The 19,512-nt window shown below is 42.7% G+C and carries 19 protein-coding genes; 6 read left to right on the forward strand and 13 right to left on the reverse strand.

All coding sequences use genetic code 11. The annotated features are described in order from the left end of the window. Nucleotides 1-21: 21 nt before the first annotated feature. The gene (locus AC4EG4_RS10215) at nucleotides 22-1,299 is read right to left on the reverse strand and encodes an MFS transporter (protein ID WP_490987743.1); all 1,278 of its coding nucleotides are present in this window, start codon (nucleotides 1,297-1,299) and stop codon (nucleotides 22-24) included. Between the two features lie 304 nt (nucleotides 1,300-1,603). Between AC4EG4_RS10215 and AC4EG4_RS10220 the strand changes: the two genes are divergently transcribed. Beyond that, the gene (locus tag AC4EG4_RS10220) at nucleotides 1,604-2,359 is read left to right on the forward strand and encodes an exodeoxyribonuclease III (RefSeq protein ID WP_490987744.1); all 756 of its coding nucleotides are present in this window, start codon (nucleotides 1,604-1,606) and stop codon (nucleotides 2,357-2,359) included. Nucleotides 2,360-2,752: 393 nt separating this feature from the next. On the opposite strand, the gene AC4EG4_RS10225 is transcribed toward AC4EG4_RS10220, so the two are convergent. From AC4EG4_RS10225 to AC4EG4_RS10275, 11 genes are all read right to left on the reverse strand, one after another. Further along, complete coding sequence (locus AC4EG4_RS10225; protein ID WP_490977098.1) at nucleotides 2,753-3,940, reverse strand: CDP-glycerol glycerophosphotransferase family protein; 1,188 nt, start codon at nucleotides 3,938-3,940, stop codon at nucleotides 2,753-2,755. Nucleotides 3,941-4,174: 234 nt separating this feature from the next. Continuing rightward, on the reverse strand, nucleotides 4,175-4,891 hold the full coding sequence (locus AC4EG4_RS10230) for a P-II family nitrogen regulator (RefSeq protein ID WP_490987745.1): 717 nt from the start codon (nucleotides 4,889-4,891) through the stop codon (nucleotides 4,175-4,177). Further along, the gene (locus AC4EG4_RS10235) at nucleotides 4,881-5,618 is read right to left on the reverse strand and encodes a DUF1538 domain-containing protein (RefSeq protein ID WP_490987746.1); all 738 of its coding nucleotides are present in this window, start codon (nucleotides 5,616-5,618) and stop codon (nucleotides 4,881-4,883) included. The genes AC4EG4_RS10230 and AC4EG4_RS10235 overlap by 11 nt, the downstream gene beginning before the upstream one ends. Beyond that, nucleotides 5,615-6,310, reverse strand: coding sequence for a DUF1538 domain-containing protein (locus AC4EG4_RS10240; protein WP_490977101.1), 696 nt, complete (start codon nucleotides 6,308-6,310; stop codon nucleotides 5,615-5,617). Before AC4EG4_RS10240 ends, AC4EG4_RS10235 begins: the two co-directional genes overlap by 4 nt. 167 nt (nucleotides 6,311-6,477) lie before the next feature. After that, nucleotides 6,478-6,831 carry a Na+/H+ antiporter subunit G gene (locus AC4EG4_RS10245; RefSeq protein ID WP_490987747.1) on the reverse strand — a complete coding sequence of 118 codons (354 nt, stop codon included), beginning with the start codon at nucleotides 6,829-6,831 and terminating at the stop codon, nucleotides 6,478-6,480. Then, entirely contained in the window at nucleotides 6,809-7,093 is a 285-nt protein-coding gene (locus tag AC4EG4_RS10250) for a Na(+)/H(+) antiporter subunit F1 (RefSeq protein WP_490977103.1), read from the reverse strand. The genes AC4EG4_RS10245 and AC4EG4_RS10250 overlap by 23 nt, the downstream gene beginning before the upstream one ends. Then, entirely contained in the window at nucleotides 7,090-7,575 is a 486-nt protein-coding gene (locus AC4EG4_RS10255) for a Na+/H+ antiporter subunit E (RefSeq protein ID WP_490977104.1), read from the reverse strand. Before AC4EG4_RS10255 ends, AC4EG4_RS10250 begins: the two co-directional genes overlap by 4 nt. A gap of 31 nt (nucleotides 7,576-7,606) precedes the next feature. Further along, a complete protein-coding gene (locus tag AC4EG4_RS10260; protein WP_490987748.1) occupies nucleotides 7,607-9,091 on the reverse strand; it encodes a Na+/H+ antiporter subunit D in 1,485 nt (494 codons plus the stop codon). Continuing rightward, nucleotides 9,084-9,422, reverse strand: a complete 339-nt coding sequence (locus tag AC4EG4_RS10265; protein WP_490987749.1) for a Na(+)/H(+) antiporter subunit C — start codon at nucleotides 9,420-9,422, stop codon at nucleotides 9,084-9,086. The genes AC4EG4_RS10260 and AC4EG4_RS10265 overlap by 8 nt, the downstream gene beginning before the upstream one ends. 3 nt (nucleotides 9,423-9,425) lie before the next feature. Then, nucleotides 9,426-9,848 (reverse strand): Na(+)/H(+) antiporter subunit B, encoded by a 423-nt coding sequence (locus tag AC4EG4_RS10270; RefSeq protein ID WP_490977107.1) that lies wholly within the window; start codon nucleotides 9,846-9,848, stop codon nucleotides 9,426-9,428. Next, nucleotides 9,835-12,240 carry a Na+/H+ antiporter subunit A gene (locus AC4EG4_RS10275; RefSeq protein WP_490987750.1) on the reverse strand — a complete coding sequence of 802 codons (2,406 nt, stop codon included), beginning with the start codon at nucleotides 12,238-12,240 and terminating at the stop codon, nucleotides 9,835-9,837. Before AC4EG4_RS10275 ends, AC4EG4_RS10270 begins: the two co-directional genes overlap by 14 nt. A gap of 317 nt (nucleotides 12,241-12,557) precedes the next feature. On the opposite strand from AC4EG4_RS10275, the gene AC4EG4_RS10280 reads away from it, so the two are divergent. Together AC4EG4_RS10280 and AC4EG4_RS10285 are read left to right on the forward strand one after the other, a co-directional pair. After that, entirely contained in the window at nucleotides 12,558-13,250 is a 693-nt protein-coding gene (locus AC4EG4_RS10280) for a universal stress protein (protein ID WP_490977109.1), read from the forward strand. Nucleotides 13,251-13,317: 67 nt separating this feature from the next. Continuing rightward, complete coding sequence (locus tag AC4EG4_RS10285; protein WP_490987751.1) at nucleotides 13,318-13,959, forward strand: pentapeptide repeat-containing protein; 642 nt, start codon at nucleotides 13,318-13,320, stop codon at nucleotides 13,957-13,959. Nucleotides 13,960-14,215: 256 nt separating this feature from the next. On the opposite strand, the gene AC4EG4_RS10290 is transcribed toward AC4EG4_RS10285, so the two are convergent. Then, complete coding sequence (locus tag AC4EG4_RS10290) at nucleotides 14,216-15,712, reverse strand: peptide MFS transporter (protein ID WP_490987752.1); 1,497 nt, start codon at nucleotides 15,710-15,712, stop codon at nucleotides 14,216-14,218. Nucleotides 15,713-16,149: 437 nt separating this feature from the next. Here AC4EG4_RS10290 and AC4EG4_RS10295 point away from each other — a divergent pair, with 437 nt between their 5' ends. The 3 genes from AC4EG4_RS10295 (at nucleotide 16,150) to recQ (ending at nucleotide 19,444) form a co-directional block, all read left to right on the forward strand. Further along, complete coding sequence (locus tag AC4EG4_RS10295) at nucleotides 16,150-16,506, forward strand: helix-turn-helix domain-containing protein (RefSeq protein WP_490977112.1); 357 nt, start codon at nucleotides 16,150-16,152, stop codon at nucleotides 16,504-16,506. Nucleotides 16,507-16,675: 169 nt separating this feature from the next. Next, nucleotides 16,676-17,461 carry an SDR family oxidoreductase gene (locus tag AC4EG4_RS10300; RefSeq protein WP_490987753.1) on the forward strand — a complete coding sequence of 262 codons (786 nt, stop codon included), beginning with the start codon at nucleotides 16,676-16,678 and terminating at the stop codon, nucleotides 17,459-17,461. 210 nt (nucleotides 17,462-17,671) lie between these two features. Next, on the forward strand, nucleotides 17,672-19,444 hold the full coding sequence (gene recQ / locus AC4EG4_RS10305) for a DNA helicase RecQ (RefSeq protein ID WP_490987754.1): 1,773 nt from the start codon (nucleotides 17,672-17,674) through the stop codon (nucleotides 19,442-19,444). Nucleotides 19,445-19,512: the final 68 nt, after the last annotated feature.

Genomic DNA, 19,512 nt, shown 5'->3' on the forward strand with positions numbered 1-19,512 from the left:
CACGGGCTTTTCCGCTTTTCTTTATTCCGAGGCGACTTTGTCTATAGGGTCATGAGGTGTCGGTTCGGGTACACGGGATAGGACCGCTAGACCAATGACAAATAATATGACAAGGCTGAATACACCCATGCTTGAGTTGCCGGTTACTTGTGAAGTGATGGCCACAAGCAGAGGCCCCGTGATGGCGGCGAACTTGCCGAAAATGTTGTAAAAGCCGAAAAATTCATTGGAATTTTCTTTAGGAACAAGTTTGCCGAAATACGAACGGCTGAGTGCTTGGATTCCGCCTTGACTGGTTGCCACAAGCATAGCCAAAATCCAAAAATCCGTAATCGTTTCCAAAAAGAAGGCATAAATACAAACGACAATGTACACACAAATTCCAACGTAGAGCATCTTCTTGCCAGTAAACCGATTAGCCAAGCGGCCGTAAAGGAGAGCAAATGGAGCGGCGACTACTTGGGTAACAAACAGCACGATCAACAGATTGGTTGCACTCAATCCCAAATCAGTACCGTACGCAGTCGATAAGGAAATAATTGTGCCCACACCATCAATATAAAAGAAGTAGGCAATCAGGAACAAGAACAAGGAACGATATTGACGGATTTCCCTGATGGTTTTCCCAAGGCGCTTAAAGCTTTGGTAAACGGGATTGGGTTCTCGATCAATGTAGTAAATTTGCTTGACATGGCGAAACATCGGCAGTGAAAAGCAAGCCCACCAAACTGCTGTAATCAAAAAGGCAATTCGGCTCGCAGTAGTAACAGAAATTGGCAGTACGCCATTTTGAGCGAGCAAGATAATCGCAATAGAAATAATAAATGGAATGGTTGAACCGATATAGCCGAGTCCATAACCAAAAGCGGAGACACTGTTCATCCGTTTTTTCGTCGTGACATCTACAATAAAGGCATCATAAAATAAATTGGCACCAGTTGCGCCAAGTGCTGCAAAAACATAACAAATTAGCATCAGCAACCAATCATCGCTTGGTACAAAAGCTAATAGAGCTGTAGAAATAGTACCGAGAAGGAAGAAGGCCGTAAAAAACTTTTTCTTCATTCCTTCGTAATCTGCAATGGTTCCTAAGATAGGTCCGATCATAGCCAAAATAAATGTGAAAATGGCAATTGTATACCCTAAATAGGCTGTTGAATCCGATAAACTGACGCCAGCTTCCGTTGCCGATGCTTTATAATAAATAGGGAAAACTGCGGTTGTGATGATAATCGAATAAGCAGAATTTCCCCAATCGTACAAAGCCCAGCTTTTTTCTTCTTTTGTAAACTTTTTCATAGCTCTACCCCCTGTGTCCCGCTTGAAGCAGCAGTTAATCAACCGGCACTTAATGGACTTTCTAGATGATTGAATTTTCTCTGTATATGCTGATTTTATTGTACAAGAAGAATCCTGAAAATGATGCTTATTGTTTAAAAAAATACAGAAATTTTACATATTTTAATTAAGGCAAAAGCAGTTATAAGGATTAATATAACGATCAGCGCTGGGATCTATGAGCTTGTTGCCATATTTATCGCATTGGTTGAGTGCGGCTTACTCATCGTTTAAACTTGAAAGTAAGAGAAAGTAGGGATTAGTTTTGAAGTTAATTTCATGGAACGTCAATGGCTTGCGAGCTGTGATGAAAAAAGGTTTTATGGATTTTTTTACTGAAGCAGATGCAGATATTTTCTGCCTGCAGGAAATAAAATTGCAGGAAGGACAGATAGAAATGGACCTTCCGGGCTATTATGCATATTGGAATTATGCCCATAAAAAAGGCTATTCTGGAACAGCAATCTTCACCAAAAAAGAACCTTTATCCATTCAATATGATTTGGGTTCGGAAGAACACAATACAGAAGGGCGCATGATTGCATTGGAGTTTGATGATCATTATGTCGTCACCGTCTATACACCAAATTCTCAGCATAGTTTGCTTCGTTTGGATTACCGTCTGCTCTGGGAAGAAGCCATATTGTCATTTGTGAAAAATTTGGAGCGCCAGAAGCCAGTTATTTTATGCGGTGATTTGAATGTGGCCCATGAAGAAATCGATTTGAAAAATCCAAAAGCCAATAAAAAAAACTCAGGCTTTACTCCTGAAGAGCGAGGTAAGATGACACAGTTTTTAGCGAACGGTTTTGTGGATACATTTCGCCACTTCCATCCGATGGAAACAGGTTTTTATTCCTGGTGGTCGTATCGTTCCAATTGCCGTGAAAAAAATGTGGGATGGCGAATTGATTATTTCATCGCTTCACAAAAATTGCTGCCACAGTTGAAAAGCGCAAAAATCCATGCGGACATATGGGGATCAGATCATTGCCCAGTTGAATTGCAAATCGCGCTATAAAAAAGCACACTCAAATGTTTGAGTGTGCTTTTCAGGCTGTCGAGAAAATTGCAACAAGCCGTGGATTTCCGAAGCTTACCGTTCGCTTTCCGCGGGCTCGCGTCCAAACCTCCTCGGTCATGTCTTTGCGACGCAGCGTGAAACGCTGTGGGAGCAGAAGGGTTTATGAACAGACACTCCACTTAATAAAGGCTCTCTTTTTTGACTGCAGTGGAAGGTGGCCACTCCAACGAGAACAGTGGCGGAGCAAGACGGCAGAAGCAGTACCCGTGGAACGCATCTGACTGAAGCCAAATGAATGAGTAATTCCCTTTTTCAACAAGCTGAAAACCACACTCAAATTTTTGAGTGTGGTTTTCTTTGATTGTTTAGTAATAGTTTCACGTGAAACTATTAGAAGTTCATGACACGCTTTGTCAGACGCTTGCAGTTATCCTGGTCAAAGTAATCAATATAATCCTTTGCTTTTGGGTACCATTCGTTGTAAGAGATTTTTTCTTCAATAATTTTTTTCAAGTACTTATAGACGTGGTCAATTGAACCAGCGTTATACCCATAAAAATCTGTATCGAGGTTTAAGTAAGCTCCTCTTTTGTCGAGGTATTCTTGCTTGTCAAACATATAGAAAATGATGGGTTTATTCAGGTAAAGAAAATCCCATGACACGCTCGTAATATCAGTCAGGAGCATGTCATTGTGGTCAATTGAATATTCAATAGTTTCCTGATCGAAATCAAGAAATTTAATGCCATGCTCATTGTCAGTTAAGCCATCAAAATATTTTTCGAACTTTTTCATAAAAGGGTGCAATGCAATGTTTAGGTGAAGGTTGTGATCCGTAAGCAGTTTTTGAATGCCTTCGTGCTTTAATATACCAACAGTGCTTCTAAAATAAGCGCTATCGGTAAATTCTTCTTTTGTCAGATCAAAAAGCCACTCGCGCCACGTCATCATCATCAAAATATTTTTGACTTCTGTAGAAGGATGATTAGGCGGATACCGGTCAAATCTGGGGAAACCGGTTATAATCAATTTTTGTTCAGGGATTTTCCATTCGTTGAGCTTCAAGTTGTATTCATATTGCGAAGCACAGTTGAAATAATCGGTTCTCTTCAGTAAAGGTATGTCTTCTTTTTGAATTAAGATTTTTTTGAAACCTTCGATTCCGTGGCTAACATGGGTAATGAGGGTTTTCCGGTTGAGGAAAAGAAACTTGTCGGCCGAGGGAACAATATCGTATAGAAGAGAGTGTCCGTGGAACGTATAATCAGCTTGAAAAAACAGCAAGTAATTCTTAAAGCTTCCAAGTGGAACTGCATTTTCAATCCTTTGATCTTGAGCATAGGTGGTTTTTGGATCGTACATCCAATAGGCCGTTACTTGTTCGTGATGATTGTTTACTAAGTATTTATGATAAACCGCAGCATTATCTTCATACTTTTCTCCGAGGTTTCCCCCGACTAAAGCGATTTTTTTTCCATTCCTTTTCTTCGTGAAAAAGGCGAGGAGATACGCGGCTGAGACTTTTGAAAATACCTTCAAAGGATCCCATCTCCCTTTTTCTTTTAATTCTACACTCATCTAAAAGCCCTGCTTTCTACTAGTTGTCATTCCTTTAGTTTTTCATATATCGTTGCCTTTGTCTATCTTCAGCTAATAAACTAATTTTTCATTCACTTTGAGTCGGATTTATGATTTTGAATTGCACCATAGGCAATAAAAGCGAGAGCCTGCGAAATAAAATTCTGCTGGCAGGAATTTAAAAAGGCAGGCACACCTGGGCAGCGTTGTCTGTTCTTTAAAGAAAAGACCATGTTAATGATCCTTGTGCAGCTGATTTTGGCGGTCGAGAGAAGAATGATTAACGCCAAAGACCCTTTCAACATCTATGAGAAACGCAATCCCTTTGCCTGGAGCGTTTAAATCGACGGCTTTTTCAATGCTCTTGACGACACCTTCTGCATAGCTGGCAGGCACTAGCGTCAGTACCACGTCTTTTTCAGGATCGATGGTGAAGTTTAGGAACTTTTGCTGCTCATTGACGCCGGTTCCACGGCCATTCAAAATGGTTCCGCCTTCAGCTCCAGCCTTCGAAGCGGCTTTTACGACAGCTGCAGAGTCTCCGGAATTTACAATCGTTACAATCAATTGAAAGATGTTTTCTATTGTCTCCATTTCATTGCCTCCATTCTTTTTTCTCCTGTCATCCGTTCGTTTGGAAAGATGGGGCACTCCCAATAACTTGCTTAAATGAACAGTAAAACCAAGCCCGTATCCTGATTTCCCCAATTCTCCGGCTTTAGAAACGGCCTCTGTTACAACATTTTCAAGATGGCCGTCCAGGGCTAGGAAAATCACGTCCTTCTCATGAGTTGCCGGCAAGCCAAAGAAAGTTGATTTTTCATTTCTCCCGATGCCTTGTCCATATATAACGGTGGCACCGTCAACACCAGCACGTTTTGCAGCAGAAATGACGTCACGTGAATGACCTCGTTTAACGATAGCGATCATCAGCCTATGATTAAGAGTCATCAGTATCTCTCCCGCCTTTTCTAGTGAAAATTAGCCCCACTATCAGTACAGCGATGATTGGGGTAAGGGCAACGAGTGCGATCATTCCAAAGCCATCTATCAATGGATCACTGCCTTCTATCGCTGTTGAAATTCCAACAGCGATAGCAACCACAAATGTAACCGTCATGGGACCAGTTGCTACTCCGCCAGAATCAAAAGCGATGCCAATAAACGTTTGGGTTGAAAAAAATACAAGTATGAATACGAGTAAATAACCTGGAATAATGAAATACCATAAGGAACAGCCAGTTAAAATTCTAAGCATGGACAAAGCAATGGCGGTCCCGACGCCTACAGACAATGCAGAGAGCATTACATTTCGTGAAATATACCCGCCGGTTTCCTGGTCGACTTCATCAATCATAATGCTGACTGCCGGTTCAGCAAAAGTGGCGGCAAAGCCAAGGACAAAGCCTATAGGAATCAGCAGCCACTTGTTTTCCAAACTGCCGAGTTTTTGTCCCATCATGGTTCCAACTGGCATAAAGCCGACATGGACTCCTTGAAGAAAAAAAGAAAGGCCAAAGAACGTTAAAATAAATCCGAGTCCCACCTGTAAAACACGTTGCAAAGGCAGTTTTAGCATAAACACTTGAAAGGCAGCAAAAAAAATAAGGAGCGGAAGAAGGGCCATGCTGACTTCTAACATCACAGTTTGAAAGCCATCGAAAACATCAAGGTTCACCTGAATAACACCCCCAGCACCATGACTGCCAGTATCGGTCCAATGGATGCCAAGCCAATTAGGCCAAACTTTTCACCAGAACTTTCATTTTCCGTGCGAAGTACAGAGGCTACCCCAATGCCAAGTGCCAGAATAAACGGAACTGCCATGGGCCCAGTTGTAACGCCTCCAGAATCGAAGGAAATAGAAATAAAGGATTCGGGCACGAACAAGGACAAGAGGAAAACAAGCGCATAACCGCCGAACAGTAAATAATGAAGAGGAATTCGATAGATGGTTCGAATCATGGCCAATGCGACAAAAGCAGCCAAACCAATAGAAACGGAGAAAATCAGAATTGCGGAGCTAACGGCTCCTTGCGAAACTTCATCAATTTGTTTAGCAAGAACACGAACATCTGGTTCAGCAATAGTGACTGCCAGACCAAGCAAAAATCCGGTTGCAATTACAAGTCCAGCTTTTTTTGTGCTGGGCAGTCGCTTGCCAATCATTTCGCCAATCGGCAACAGTCCAGCATTCACACCAATAAGAAACAGGAAAAATCCAAGGCTGACAAAAACGACTCCAATAAAAAATTGGAGCACGGCTTCAAAAGGCACTCGGATAAAGAGGAGCTGCAAAAGAACAACGACTACCGTGACGGGAAGGATTGCGGCGGCAACTTCTTTAAAAGTTTCGGTCACATTTTCCATCAGATGTCCGTCTCCATTTCTGTTTTTTTATTCCTATTCCCTGCGAATAGAATCATAAACTTTTGCTTTATTATTAAAAAAAGAGCATTTGCATATTCCGAAGAATAGCCATGCTCTTGTCGTCTGAAGTTATGGATGGCAAGAAAAGATAGTGAAATTCCTATTTCTTACTTTTTTCGCAATATCTCTTCCAATGCATCTTCTGTGGAGGAGTCAGCTAATTTTACGTTTGAACGGTATGCAGCCCGCGTAATCAAATGGCCTGAGACAGGAGCTGTTAAAAAGACAAACGCGATGCCTAATAAAAGCCGGACGCTGATAAAATTTTCGGATGCCCAAAAATAAATGAAGGTACCTAATAAGGACAACAGCACAGCTAATGTTGAGCTTTTGGTGGCAGCATGAGAACGCGTATAGACATCTGGCAGTCTAAGGATACCAATAGCGCTGATGACAGCCATAATGCTGCCGACTAGAATTAAAAGTACACCGACATATTCACCGATCATGTTTATGCTCAACGATATCGCCCCTTTCAACAAAACGAGCTAACGCGATGGTACTGATAAATGCTAGAATACCCACAATCAGGATGACTTCGAGAAAAGCGTGTGTGCCAAGAACTACCGAAAATACGGCAACTCCTGAGATTAAGTTGACTCCGATCATATCAAGTGCCACCACCCGGTCTGGCATTGATGGCCCGCGGATGATCCGATAAAGTGCCAGGATGATGGCCAGGATGAACAGTGACAGCGCAACAGTCAATATAGTACCAATCAATTTCTCGTCACCTCCATAATTGCTTTTTCGAACACTTTAATGGATTTCAATACGGAATCGTGAGAGCTTTCCATATCCATCGCGTGGATATAGAATGTTTTTCCATCTGGAGATACTTCCATGACAACAGAACCCGGGGTCAACGTCAGCAAAAGGGCGAGCGTGGTCAACTCATAATCGCCTTCCATGCTATGTTCGTATGTGAAAATTCCTGGTTTTATTTTTAGCTTTGGGCTAAGAATCTGCTTCATGATCAGCAAACTGGATTGGGAAAGTTCCGAGATAAAAATGAACAGCAATTTGATGGTAGAGTAGACGCGCAGCAAGTAAAACTTGGTTCCAAAGAAACGATGCATAAGGAAAAGGATTCCAATACCAATCAAATAACCAGTTAGAAAAGTCGTGATATAAAAAGCGTCTTCATCCATCAACAGTGTCCAGAGCAAGGCGATGGTGATATTTAATAGGAACTGAGCCGGCACTTTAATTCACTCCTTTCAATAAAAAATGGATTTATTGGATGATGCCCAACACAGCATCAATATATATATCAGGGTTTAGCAAAGTTTTAGCTGCATCCGTTACGTAAATGGACAAGCCTTCGACGCCTAAACCAATGGCTATGGTCATAAATACGAGAGCCAAGCAAGGAAGAAGGACGCCTCTGCGCAACGGCAGCTGTTCTTCCTTACTGACAATGGTTTCACCCCAGAAACAATTTTTGAAGATACGGAGCAACGAGTACAGAACAAAAATACTGGACAACAGCGCTAACGCCAGCAACACATAAGAGCCGCTGTCAATTGCTGCACTCGAAATCAACACTTTGCCAATAAACCCACTGAGTGGGGGAATGCCGGCAAGCGACAGCATGGCGACAAAGAAAGACCAGCCAAGCAACGGGTAGTTTTTCATCAGTCCGCTCATTCCGACCATTTTCGAAGTGCCGCTTAAAGTAATCATGGTACCAATCAGCAGGAATAACAGTGCTTTGGCAACCATATCATGAATGATGTAGTAGATAGCTCCTTCAATTGCCTCCGGAGTGGCAATTGCCAAGCCGACAAGCATGAATCCGACAGCAATGACTACGTTGTAAGCCGCAATGCTGCGGATATCATTAAAGGCAATCGCCCCTAAACTGCCTCCGATTAAAGTAAGAGCAGCCATGATGCCGATAATGGTGTGAGTGACTTCCGGCTGGTGATGAAAGATCAGTGAAAACATGCGAAACAGAGCATAAATCCCAACCTTCGTCAGTAAAGCTCCAAAAAGGGCGGAGGTGACAATAGGGGGTGAACTGTAAGAACCAGGAAGCCAAAAGTACAAAAGTAAACCTGCCTTCAAGCTGAAAACCACTAAAAAGACAATGCTGATGGTTGTCAGAAGTGGGGTTTGACCAACTTCTGCAACCCGTTCGGCCACGTGAGCCATATTGAGTGTACCAACGCTTCCATAAAGGAAAGCGAGAGCTACCAGGAAGAACCACGAGGAAACGATGTTGATGGATACATATTTGATGGCTTCGCGCAGCTGGCGTTTGGAATTTCCCAAAGTTAGCAATACATAAGAAGATAACAACATCACTTCAAAACAAACAAATAGATTGAACAAATCACCGGTCAAGAACGAACCGTTGACGCCAGCTAGCAAAAACAGCACAGTTGGATAAAAATACATGGTCTGCAGTTCTTTGCTGGTAGAAATCAAAGCATAACTCAAGCAGACGGCTGTCACTATGCTGGAAGTCAGCACCAACAAAATGGAAAAAGAGTCAGCGACGAATAGAATGCCAAAAGGTGGTTCCCAGCCCCCAAAATCCAAGCGGAAAATCCCTTCAGTCTGCACTATATGTAAAATATAGAACGAAATTCCGGCTGTCACGAACATAGCTGCAATACTGATCCAAGCTTGAATACGGCCATAGGTACGGAGGAAAATCAGCAATACACCGACAATAATCGGAATCAGCATGGGGAGAACTAAAATATTATTCATCATCAGAACCTCTCATTGCTTCCAAATTATCTGTTCCCAGTTCCTGATAGGCGCGGTAGGCCAGCACAAGGACAAAGGCCGTAACAGCGAAACTGATGACAATGGCCGTTAGGATCAATGCCTGCGGCAAAGCATCCACGTAAGTTTCAGCTTCTTCACCGAGTAGAGGAACTGTCCCGAGCTTCAAGCCACCCATGGATAAAATGAGCATGTGGACAGCGTGGGACAAGATGGCAGTCCCTAATATGACGCGTACTATATTTTTGGATAATACGAGATAGATGGCGACCGTGGTAAGGACGCCGACCAAAATGATGATCAATGATTCCACAGGCTACTCATCCTCACTTATACTAAGAATTATATTTACAACTACGCCAACAACCGTCAACGCAATACCAGCTTCAAATATGGTGACTGTGGCAAGTTCTGTTTTGCCGAAGATCGGCAAATCGAAATAACCGAAACTTTGGGCCAGAAAAGCTTCACCAAAAAACATGGGTACTGTTCCGCTTACCATCGCCAATAATACACCCAGTGCCGATAATTTTTTGAAATCAATCGGCAATGCATCGCTGACTGTTTCTGAATCGTACGATAAAAACATCAATACAAAAGCTGAAGCAATTACCAAGCCCCCGATAAAGCCACCGCCTGGCTGATTGTGTCCGGAAAGAAACAGGTAAATGCCAAAAGTTAAAATAATCAAGACGACGGCTTTAGAAACAGTTTTTAAAATCACGTCATTGATGTTCATCTTTTTCAGGCCCCTTTCCATGCTTTAAGCGAATCAACGTGTAGACGCCAAGTCCGGCAATGAAGAGAACCAGTGATTCCAGCAAGGTATCAAAGGCGCGGAAATCACCAAGAATGGCATTGACGATATTGTCGCCGCCGGCCAATTCATAGGAATCTTCAAAATAACCAGAGATGCTCTCAAACAAATTTCCGCTGTTGACTGTCAATCCAATCAGCGTAACTGTAGCGCCGGCTCCGATTGCAATAACAGCATTTCTGATTTTTGTCCGTTTTGAAGCGTCCTCTTTTGTCCATTCCGGCAAAAAGTTGAAGCATAGAAGGAATAATGCTGTAGTGACTGTTTCAATAACCAATTGCGTCAACGCCAAATCCGGCGCACGGAAAAGAACAAAGAAAATAGCGATAGAAAAGCCCAGCACACCGTTCAATAAAATAGCAGTAAGCCGTGATTTTGCAAACAGAATGCTGATCGCAGCGGCGGCCATAACAAATACAAGCATGCCTTCATATAAAGCAACAGACGAATCGTTGGCTAAATCAATCGATAATGCGCCAGTCAAGAATAGGGCCCCGCCGGCTGCCGCAATAAAGAAGACAAAAATATAAGCAAAATAAGCAGGCAGGTAGCCTGTCATATAATGTGTAGTGATCCAATTTGCAGCTCTTTTCAAATCCTTCAGGAACGAATTGTATAGGACTGTAAAATTCCATCCTGCCGGCTGGATAAGGTAAATTTTGCGCCAGCTGCGGAATGTGAGGAAGAGAAGCGTCCCAATTACGATAATTCCCAACGTCATATACAACTCTGTATTAAAGCCATGCCATGCATAAATGCGTTCGGGTGCTGCTCCTGAAATTCCTGGGATAACGCCAGTTAATGCTGGTTTTAGAAGGTGATCGCCCAACAGGTTAGGCGCAAAGAACAAACCGACGATCAATACACAAAGTATTGCTGGAGAAATAAGCATACCGATAGATGGCTCTACTGGTTTTCTATCTAATTTCTTTAACTGGGGTGTGCCAAAAAACGTACGGAAGACAAAAATCATGCAGTAAACGAAAGTGAAAACGGATGCGGTCCAGGCAATGATTGGAATCAACAAGCCCCAAGCAGAAACTCCAAAAATTGGCAGGCTAACCGCATTGACAGAGGCCGTGAAAAACATTTCCTTGCTCAAAAAACCGTTAAGCAGCGGAAGGCCCGCCATGGAAAAACTGCCAATGACAGCAAATGTAAATGTAATAGGCAGAAAAGCCATAAGGCCGCCAAGGCGTCGGATATCCCGCGTTCCGACCTGATGATCGACGATACCGACTACCATGAACAGTGCGCCTTTGAATGTAGAATGGTTAACCATATGAAACAAGGCGGCGAATATAGCGAGCCCATATAGCGCACCTTGTTCGCCATCTCCAAAGTGCAACGCAGCCGAACCAAGGCCCAGCAAGCTCATGATGAGCCCCAGTTGGCTGATGGTTGAGTACGCGAGCAGAGCCTTTAAATCAGTCTGGCGAACGGCACAGAATGCCCCCCAGAACAAAGTAATAAGGCCGACAATTGTGACTGTCCAGAACCACTCGGCTGTCCCTCCAAAAACCGGGGTGAACCGGGCAACCAGGTACAAGCCGGCTTTAACCATTGTGGCAGAGTGCAGATAGGCGCTGACAGGGGTTGGCGCCTCCATGGCATCCGGCAGCCAGATGTGGAAAGGAAATTGGGCCGATTTTGTAAAGGCGCCGAGCAGCACTAGGAACATTGCCGGATAAAACAGCGCATGGTCTGTATACTGGCCAATACTAGCCAGAATTTCACGGATGCTGAAAGTGCCGGTCATGGAATGCAGCATCAGAAATCCTGCCAACATCCCAAATCCACCAAATACAGTAATAAGCAATGACTTTTGAGCACCGTAACGTGAGTTTTTCCGGTGATACCAGAAAGCAATCAGCAGGAAAGAAGAGATGCTAGTCAATTCCCAGAAGACGTAGAGCACAAGGAGGTTGTCAGATAAGACGACGCCAAGCATAGCGCCCATGAATAAGAGCAAGTAGGCATAAAAATGCGGAAAAGAATCGGATGATGATAAGTAGTAGATGGAGTAGAGAACTACCAGGCTTCCCATGCCGGTAATCAGCAACGCCATAATCAAACTGAGGCCATCAAGGTAAACTGTGAAGTTAATGCCAAGTGAAGGAATCCAATTGACCGCCTGAATCAGCGTTTCACCATTTGAGATAGCGGGGATTTGAATGACGAAAATAAGGAACAATGCGAGCGGGACAAGCAAAACAAACCAGCCGATATGAAGGGCTCCTAATCGTTTATGTATGATCGGTATGAGAGCGGCAACGATAAATGGGACTAAAATAGCTATAATCAATAAATGCACGGCAGAACCTCCTGGAGTAGAGTAGAAAACAAAGGTGAATGAAAAAATGGAAAATGGGTATATAATAAGGAAAAAGGGTTTAGATTTTTTTGGCATATGGTATGCTTGGGGCTCGTAAAGTAGCCAATGTAAATTATACAGGAAAATCAGGCGCTTTTCATTTGTCAGCCAACGCTGCAGCGAAAAGACTTGCAAATCTTCCCGGATGGAAAATCTAAAAGCAGATGAAAACCCTTGATTTTCTATAGTGGAAGAAGTATAATTTCATAGTTTTGAACATCAGGATATGAATTATATTCCCGGAGGGGTGAACATAAATGAAAAAAATTAGAGGACGAATGGATGAAAGCATCCTCGTATGCGTTTTTTACGGGCCGAATGGTGAACGTTTAATCAATCGGGGTAATAAACTTGCTACCATGTTGGATTGTCCATTGTATATTTTAACAGTGGATCAGAAGTCTGCTGATGAATTTGACGCCGAAAAAGCATCTTACATTGAACGGTGGAGAGAACTTGCCGAAGAATATGAAGCTGAAGAGTTTATTGTTCGCGATAATGAAAAACGTCCATCTGCGAAAGTAATTGCGGAAGTTTCTCATGAATTTAACATTACTCAAATCATTATTGGGCAAACGGCAAGAAGCAGATGGGAAGAAATTACCAAGGGTTCTTTCCTGAACATGTTGCTGCGTGAAATTCCGCTAGTGGATCTTCACGTTGTTTCACTGGCACGTACTGTCAAAGGCGTTGAAGGCGACGAATTTGAAAAAGGCGTACGCTGTTATTTGGTGAAGGATGAAGAAAGCTATAAAATCAACTTTACCCAATCGAAAAACTGTCAGCTTGAAGGGATTTTCTTCAAGGAAATCGGCACCGATTTTGATAATGGCATTTTTAAGTTCATGCACGACAACAAAGTCTATCAGGTTGAGGTAACCGAAGACTGGATTGACTTGCCTGAAATTATAGATGAGTGCCTGGGCAAAGAATTAGTGAAAAATAAATAATAACAATAAGAGGCTGCTTCGCCATAGAGGCAGCCTTTTGTTGATTCAAGAGGAGGATCAGGAATTTATGAAGAAAACCAAAAGGTTGGAACCCGTGATCGCTAACGAACTTGAAACCAGACTGTTTGTCGAAGCATTAGATGACAATTACATAAGCAATTGCAAAATTTTTCAGGAAACCATTGATTTCCAAACAGAAGAAGCACTTCACGTTGATAATGTAATTTTTGAGAACGTCAATTTTCTTGAAATTGTTTGGCCGCGTTCAGAATTTGTCGATGTGATTTTTTTAAACTGTGATTTATCCAATGCTGATTTGACCCGTGCTGTTTTTCACCGGACTGAATTCCGAAATTCCAAACTGCTGGGCACCAATTTTGCTGAAGCAGGAATACGCCACACACTTTTCGAAGAATGCATTATGAATTATGCTACTTTCGGTTTTTCTTTGTGCAATACGGTTCGTTTTCTTTCCTCCTCGCTTCGTTTCGCAGACTTTTACGAAATGGAGCTGAAGACCAGCGAATTTCTTAAGTGTGAGATGAACGATATCAATTTCACTGAAACGAGCTTAAAGGGAATTGATTTGAGCACAAATACTTTTGAGAGCATCCAAGTATCCATTGATAAGCTGCGAGGTTGCAAGGTCTCGCCAGATCAAGCTATCGCTTTTGCACGGCAGATGGGAATGGTTGTAGAACATAACTAATATTATAGAAGAAACATGAAAAAATACCCGACAGTTTTCACCGTCGGGTATTTTTTCATGTTTTAAATATATCTTTAACTATTTTATTAATGTTCCAAGTTTAGAGCTACATGGTCGCTTGCGCTTTTCTTTATTGTCCAGACTTCAGCGCCCAGCTCTTTGGGTCATAAGTCAGCCCAGCTGTGCGGCAAAGAACGCCGCTTCGCCGGTCTGTCTTATGCCCGGCAGAGCTACATGGTCGCTTGCGCTTTTCTTGTTACCGGACGCCTTTCATGAACCCTTGGATGCGTGGGGCGAAGACGAACAACAGAATACTGAGGACGATTGATGCGCCCCCTATAATTCCGAAATACATCATTTCGTTTTCTGCTGTGTAAAACTTAACCAATTGTGCATTGATCGCCTGAGCGGCAGCGTTGGATAAGAACCAGAGGCTCATCGTTTGTGCTGAGAAAGCGGCAGGTGCCAATTTGGTAGTCGCTGATAAGCCTACTGGAGACAAACAAAGTTCGCCGAGCACGACGATGAAATAACTAAGAAAAAGCCAAAGCGGATTGACGAGTGCTGCAGGACCGCCAAAATAAGCTGGCAATAAGATCACCAGGAACGATAGACCTGCAAACAGGAGTCCAAGAGAGAATTTCTGTGGAATAGACGGTTGTCTGCTTCCGAGCCTTACCCATAGCCAAGCAAAGACTGGAGCCAGCATGATGATGAATAATGGATTTAAAGATTGGAACCAGGCAGGGGAAATGGTGATTCCCGCAAATTCGAGATCTGTACGTGTATCGGCATAGGCAGCAAGAATGGTAGACCCTTGTTCCTGGATCGCCCAGAACATGACTGAAGCAATGAATAGTGGAATATACGCCAACAGATGTGAGCGTTCCACTTCTGTAGTTTTCTTGCTGCGATACATTACGGTGAAATAAGCGACTGGAATCAAGATGCCAAAAATCCCGACAATCGCTACAAAGCTGTCAAAAGTCAGCAATCCTGTGGGAATGCCGATGGCTACTGCTGCAGCGATGATCAAGGCACCGATAGTAAAGATTTTAAGGGTAGTCTTGCGTTCCGAAGGCAATAACGGATTTGGCACAACGGTTCCTGCCAATCCAAGATTTTTCTTTTTCGTAACGACAAATATCACTAAACCTAGGAACATGCCGATAGCTGCAATACTGAAGCCTAAGTGGAAACTGATTCTCATGCCGACAGTACCGACAAGGAGTGGGGCAAGGAATCCCCCCATATTGATGCCCATATAAAAGATGCTGAAACCAGCATCACGGCGGTCATCATTGTCCGCATAGATTTCACCAACGACACTGGATACGTTTGGCTTCAGCAATCCGGTACCCAAGACAATCAACACCATGGATACAAAGAACAAAGCAAGGCTTCCCGGAATCGCAAGAGCAATATGCCCGAGCATAATAAGAATCCCGCCATAGAAGACAGCTTTTGAAGTACCAAATATCCGATCAGCCAGCCAACCGCCAATGATTCCGGACATGTAAACAAGTGAGCCGTAGATGGACATGATCGACAGTGCAGTTGTTTGGTCGAGGCCGAGGCCGCCATCGGAAATTTCATAATACATATAAAAGACCAGGATGGCTCTCATCCCATAATAGGAGAACCGCTCCCAGAATTCAGTGAAAAACAGGGTGAAAAGCCCTTTTGGATGACCAAAAAAGCCTTTTTGAGGAACGCTGTTGACAATTTCTTGTCGAGAATACTTTTCGGACATCTTCATAACCTCCAATTGTTTATTCTAACATAATAATTTTTTTGTTTGAAAAAGTCAAAATTAATTTAAACTCTATTTAAAAGGCATTTTAATTCATTTTATGGTTGTATTTAACAGGTTATAAAGATAGATAAGTTTTATTAGAATAATTATTGTATTCTAATTTTTATTGTTAATTCACTTTTTTACAGGAGATGTGGCACTAGTTTGGGTAATTGTTTTTAAAGTGTCTATTTACCTGCTATTTGAAATATCTTTAAATATGGTAAATTAAGTAACTATAATATCCTATAAAATAACCATATTTAGTAATGTTTAGTTAGTGTTCACTAATTATTCACACTTTTTTAAAGAATTATCCAAAAAAGATTGTGAAAAAGCGCAAGGTGCAGTATATTTAAAATAGTTAGAATATTAATTAGGGAGCAGGAGCATATATGAAACAGTTGAGTAAACGAATCAAGGACTTGAGAGAAGCGAAGGGACTATCTACTGAAGAGTTGGCAGAAGCAATCGGCTTTGCGAAAAGTACGGTCTGGGCTTATGAAAGTGGAAAGAAACAAGTTTCTGTAGTACATCTCGAAAGACTTGCCGACTATTTTGAGATTTCGGTCGACAGTTTGTTGGATCGCAGCGAACGGACAATTAATGTGGATCTTCAGAATACGAGTTTTTTAAACGATTACAACTTAATGCTGGATGATCAGCCGCTGAATCAGCATGAGATTGCTGAAGCTGCTTCTTTTATCCAAGTTAAGCGCCGTATGGGCAGTTATGGAGTCGCGACTTCGTAATTGCTGCAAAGCCCAATATAAATGCCCAATCCTCTTCTATGGATTGGGCATTTATTGCGTTGTTTAAAAAACTGGAGAAATACGCGAGCTTAGTTAAAACTTCGTTTACTTCATACTTTACCGGGAAGACAAGTAGTATGGGAATTTGACTACTAGGAGGATGAAATAAATGAGTAAAACAATTTTTATCACAGGTGCAGGAAGTGGACTGGCGAAAGGAACAGCATTTGGGCTGGCGGCGCAGGGGCATAAAGTTATCGCTCCGGTAGAAACAGCTCCGCAAGTAACGGCATTGCGTGAAGAAGCCGCCGCAGAAGGTTTGGATCTAGAAGTGTTTAAGATGGATATTAAAAATCCCCAGGACTTAGCGCAAATGTTGGATTACGACTTTGACATTTTTGTGGCCAATGCCGCAGTCAACGAAGGCGGACCGCTTTCGGAAGTGCCAATGGCGAATTTTAGAGAATTATTCGAGGTAAATGTTTTCAGTACTCTAGAGACTGCTCAGATCGCTGCACAAAAATTTGTGGATAAAGGCAAAGGCAAAATTATTTTCATGTCTTCAATGGCGGGAATTATGGCAACTCCTTATGTAGGTCCATATACTGCGACAAAGCATGCGATTGAAGCCATTGCGGCGACGATGCAAAAAGAATTGGTAGGCCATGGCGTCCAAGTAGCAACAATCAATCCTGGGGCGTTTGCGACAGGTTTTAACGACCGCAGTGCAGAGGCAAAATGGAAGTGGTACGATGAATCCACCCATTTCACTAGAAAAGAAGATATGGAAGAAGGCGACAAAGCGCTGGAAAATCAATACGATCCAGCAGATATGATTAAAAAGATGATTGAAGTTATTCCTATGGATACGCATAAATTCCGTACTGCCTTCCCTGAAGAAACAGAAGAGCAGATGAAGGAAGAAGAAGCTAAGCGATGGGATCTAGAAATTTAAACAAAGTGTATTCACAAAAATAAAGTCGATTTTAAAGAAAGAAACGATACGTTTCCAGTAATTGATAATATAGATGAGCATGAAAACCATCTTGAAAGCGAAAGCTGGAGAGGTGGTTTTATCTATGTTCTCGCAGCAGTTAATCAAAGAAAAAGGGGCGAAAATGTGGTAAGCTAACTCATACGATACGAGTATTAGGAGTGTTCTATTTTGTTGGAAAGTGCGAAAAAATTATTGCAGTCCCATTTCGGTTACGAGTCTTTCCGGGTCGGTCAGGAACAAGCAATTACGCAGGTATTTGAAGGACACAATTCGATTTGTGTCATGCCGACAGGCGGAGGCAAGTCCATGTGCTATCAAATTCCGGCGCTGGTTATGGAAGGGACAACGATTGTCGTGTCTCCTTTGATTTCATTAATGAAAGACCAAGTGGATGCCCTTTTGGCTGCCGGTATTCCAGCAGCTTATATAAATAGCTCTTTAGGTTTTGATGAAGTACGAGAAACGCTGATAGATGTTCAGCGTGGAGCCATCAAGTTGCTGTATATTGCTCCTGAACGGCTGGACTCGGAAATGTTCTTGAATGAACTGCAGGGAGTCCATGTTCCGTTGATTGCGGTCGATGAAGCTCACTGTATTTCTCAATGGGGCCATGATTTCCGCCCGAGTTACCGGTTGATCAGCCGTATGACAGAACTGTTTCCAAATAATCCGACAGTACTTGCTCTAACGGCGACAGCTACACCTCAAGTGCGTGAAGACATTTGCCGAATTTTGAACATTGAAGAACAACATACTATAATGACTGGATTCGAACGGGCCAATTTGACGTTTTCCGTCATACGGGGACAAGACCGGGAACGTTTTGTAAAGGAATATGTGACGAAAAACGACAACGAAGCAGGAATCATCTATGCTGCCACTCGCAAAACAGTAGATTCAGTATATGAAATGCTGTTAAAAAAAGGCATTAAGGCAGCGAAATATCATGCGGGAATGCCGGATCAAGAGAGAAAGATTGGGCAAGAACGTTTCTTAAATGACGAGGTGACGGTCATGGTCGCTACCAATGCGTTTGGCATGGGTATCGACAAATCCAATATTCGGTTTGTCATCCATTATCAAGTCCCTAAAAACATGGAAAGCTATTATCAGGAGGCAGGACGTGCTGGGCGAGATGGTTTGCCGAGTGAATGCATCGTGCTATACGCGTCACAAGATGTCCAGACGCAACGTTTTCTGATTGATCAAGCGCAAGATCCTAGCCGTATTCCAGGTGAATTGTTGAAACTTCAGGGAATGGTTGATTATTGCCATACTGAAAGTTGTTTGCAGCAATTTATCATCCACTATTTTGGGGATACAGCCGCTGAAAAGTGCGGGCACTGCGGCAATTGTTTAGATGACCGAGAAAGTCTGGATGTGACAAAAGACGTCCAAATGGTATTGTCGTGCGTCATCCGGATGGGCCAAAAATTTGGCAAGGCGATGACTGCCCAAGTGCTGACGGGATCACGCAACAAAAAGGTATTGGATTTTGGTTTTGATAAGCTGTCGACTTATGGTATTTTAAAGCATCAAAATGCCAAAGAAGTATCAAACTTGATTGAGTTCATGATTTCACAGGAACTTTTAGCGGTGGAACATGGTTCGTTTCCTACCATTTATGTACCTGATGGCGGGAGAGACGTGCTGCTCGGCAAGCGCCAAGTGCTGAGAAAAGGGGCGGTCGTTACGAAACGCATTGCTTCAAATGATCCTTTGTTTGAGGAGCTGCGGGTAGTTCGAAAGCGGCTGGCTGATGAAGCGGGAGTGCCGCCTTTCGTCATTTTCTCTGATAAATCTCTGCAGGATATGGTAGCAAGAAAGCCCAGAAATGAAGAAGATTTTTTAGAAGTCAATGGCGTCGGCGCCAACAAGCTCGAGAAGTACGGCGAAGCTTTTTTGCAAGCTATCCGGTCTTTTGAAGCCCTTGAAAAGTGAATAAATATAAGTAGAAAACTCCGGTTAAATCGGGGTTTTTTTATTTTCAAATTGCCTAAATTGTATAA

The organism is Planococcus sp. TJ-201 (assembly GCF_058268495.1).

Excerpts from the sequence above, each read along its gene's own strand:
- AC4EG4_RS10215 (WP_490987743.1), bottom strand. The coding sequence starts at position 1,299 with ATGAAAAAGTTTACAAAAGAAGAAAAAAGCTGGGCTTTGTACGATTGG.
- AC4EG4_RS10225 (WP_490977098.1), bottom strand. The coding sequence starts at position 3,940 with ATGAGTGTAGAATTAAAAGAAAAAGGGAGATGGGATCCTTTGAAGGTA.
- AC4EG4_RS10230 (WP_490987745.1), bottom strand. The coding sequence starts at position 4,891 with ATGACTCTTAATCATAGGCTGATGATCGCTATCGTTAAACGAGGTCAT.
- AC4EG4_RS10240 (WP_490977101.1), bottom strand. The coding sequence starts at position 6,310 with ATGGAAAATGTGACCGAAACTTTTAAAGAAGTTGCCGCCGCAATCCTT.
- AC4EG4_RS10260 (WP_490987748.1), bottom strand. The coding sequence starts at position 9,091 with ATGAATAATATTTTAGTTCTCCCCATGCTGATTCCGATTATTGTCGGT.
- AC4EG4_RS10270 (WP_490977107.1), bottom strand. The coding sequence starts at position 9,848 with ATGAACATCAATGACGTGATTTTAAAAACTGTTTCTAAAGCCGTCGTC.
- AC4EG4_RS10280 (WP_490977109.1), top strand. The coding sequence starts at position 12,558 with ATGAAAAAAATTAGAGGACGAATGGATGAAAGCATCCTCGTATGCGTT.
- AC4EG4_RS10285 (WP_490987751.1), top strand. The coding sequence starts at position 13,318 with ATGAAGAAAACCAAAAGGTTGGAACCCGTGATCGCTAACGAACTTGAA.
- AC4EG4_RS10290 (WP_490987752.1), bottom strand. The coding sequence starts at position 15,712 with ATGTCCGAAAAGTATTCTCGACAAGAAATTGTCAACAGCGTTCCTCAA.
- AC4EG4_RS10295 (WP_490977112.1), top strand. The coding sequence starts at position 16,150 with ATGAAACAGTTGAGTAAACGAATCAAGGACTTGAGAGAAGCGAAGGGA.
- AC4EG4_RS10300 (WP_490987753.1), top strand. The coding sequence starts at position 16,676 with ATGAGTAAAACAATTTTTATCACAGGTGCAGGAAGTGGACTGGCGAAA.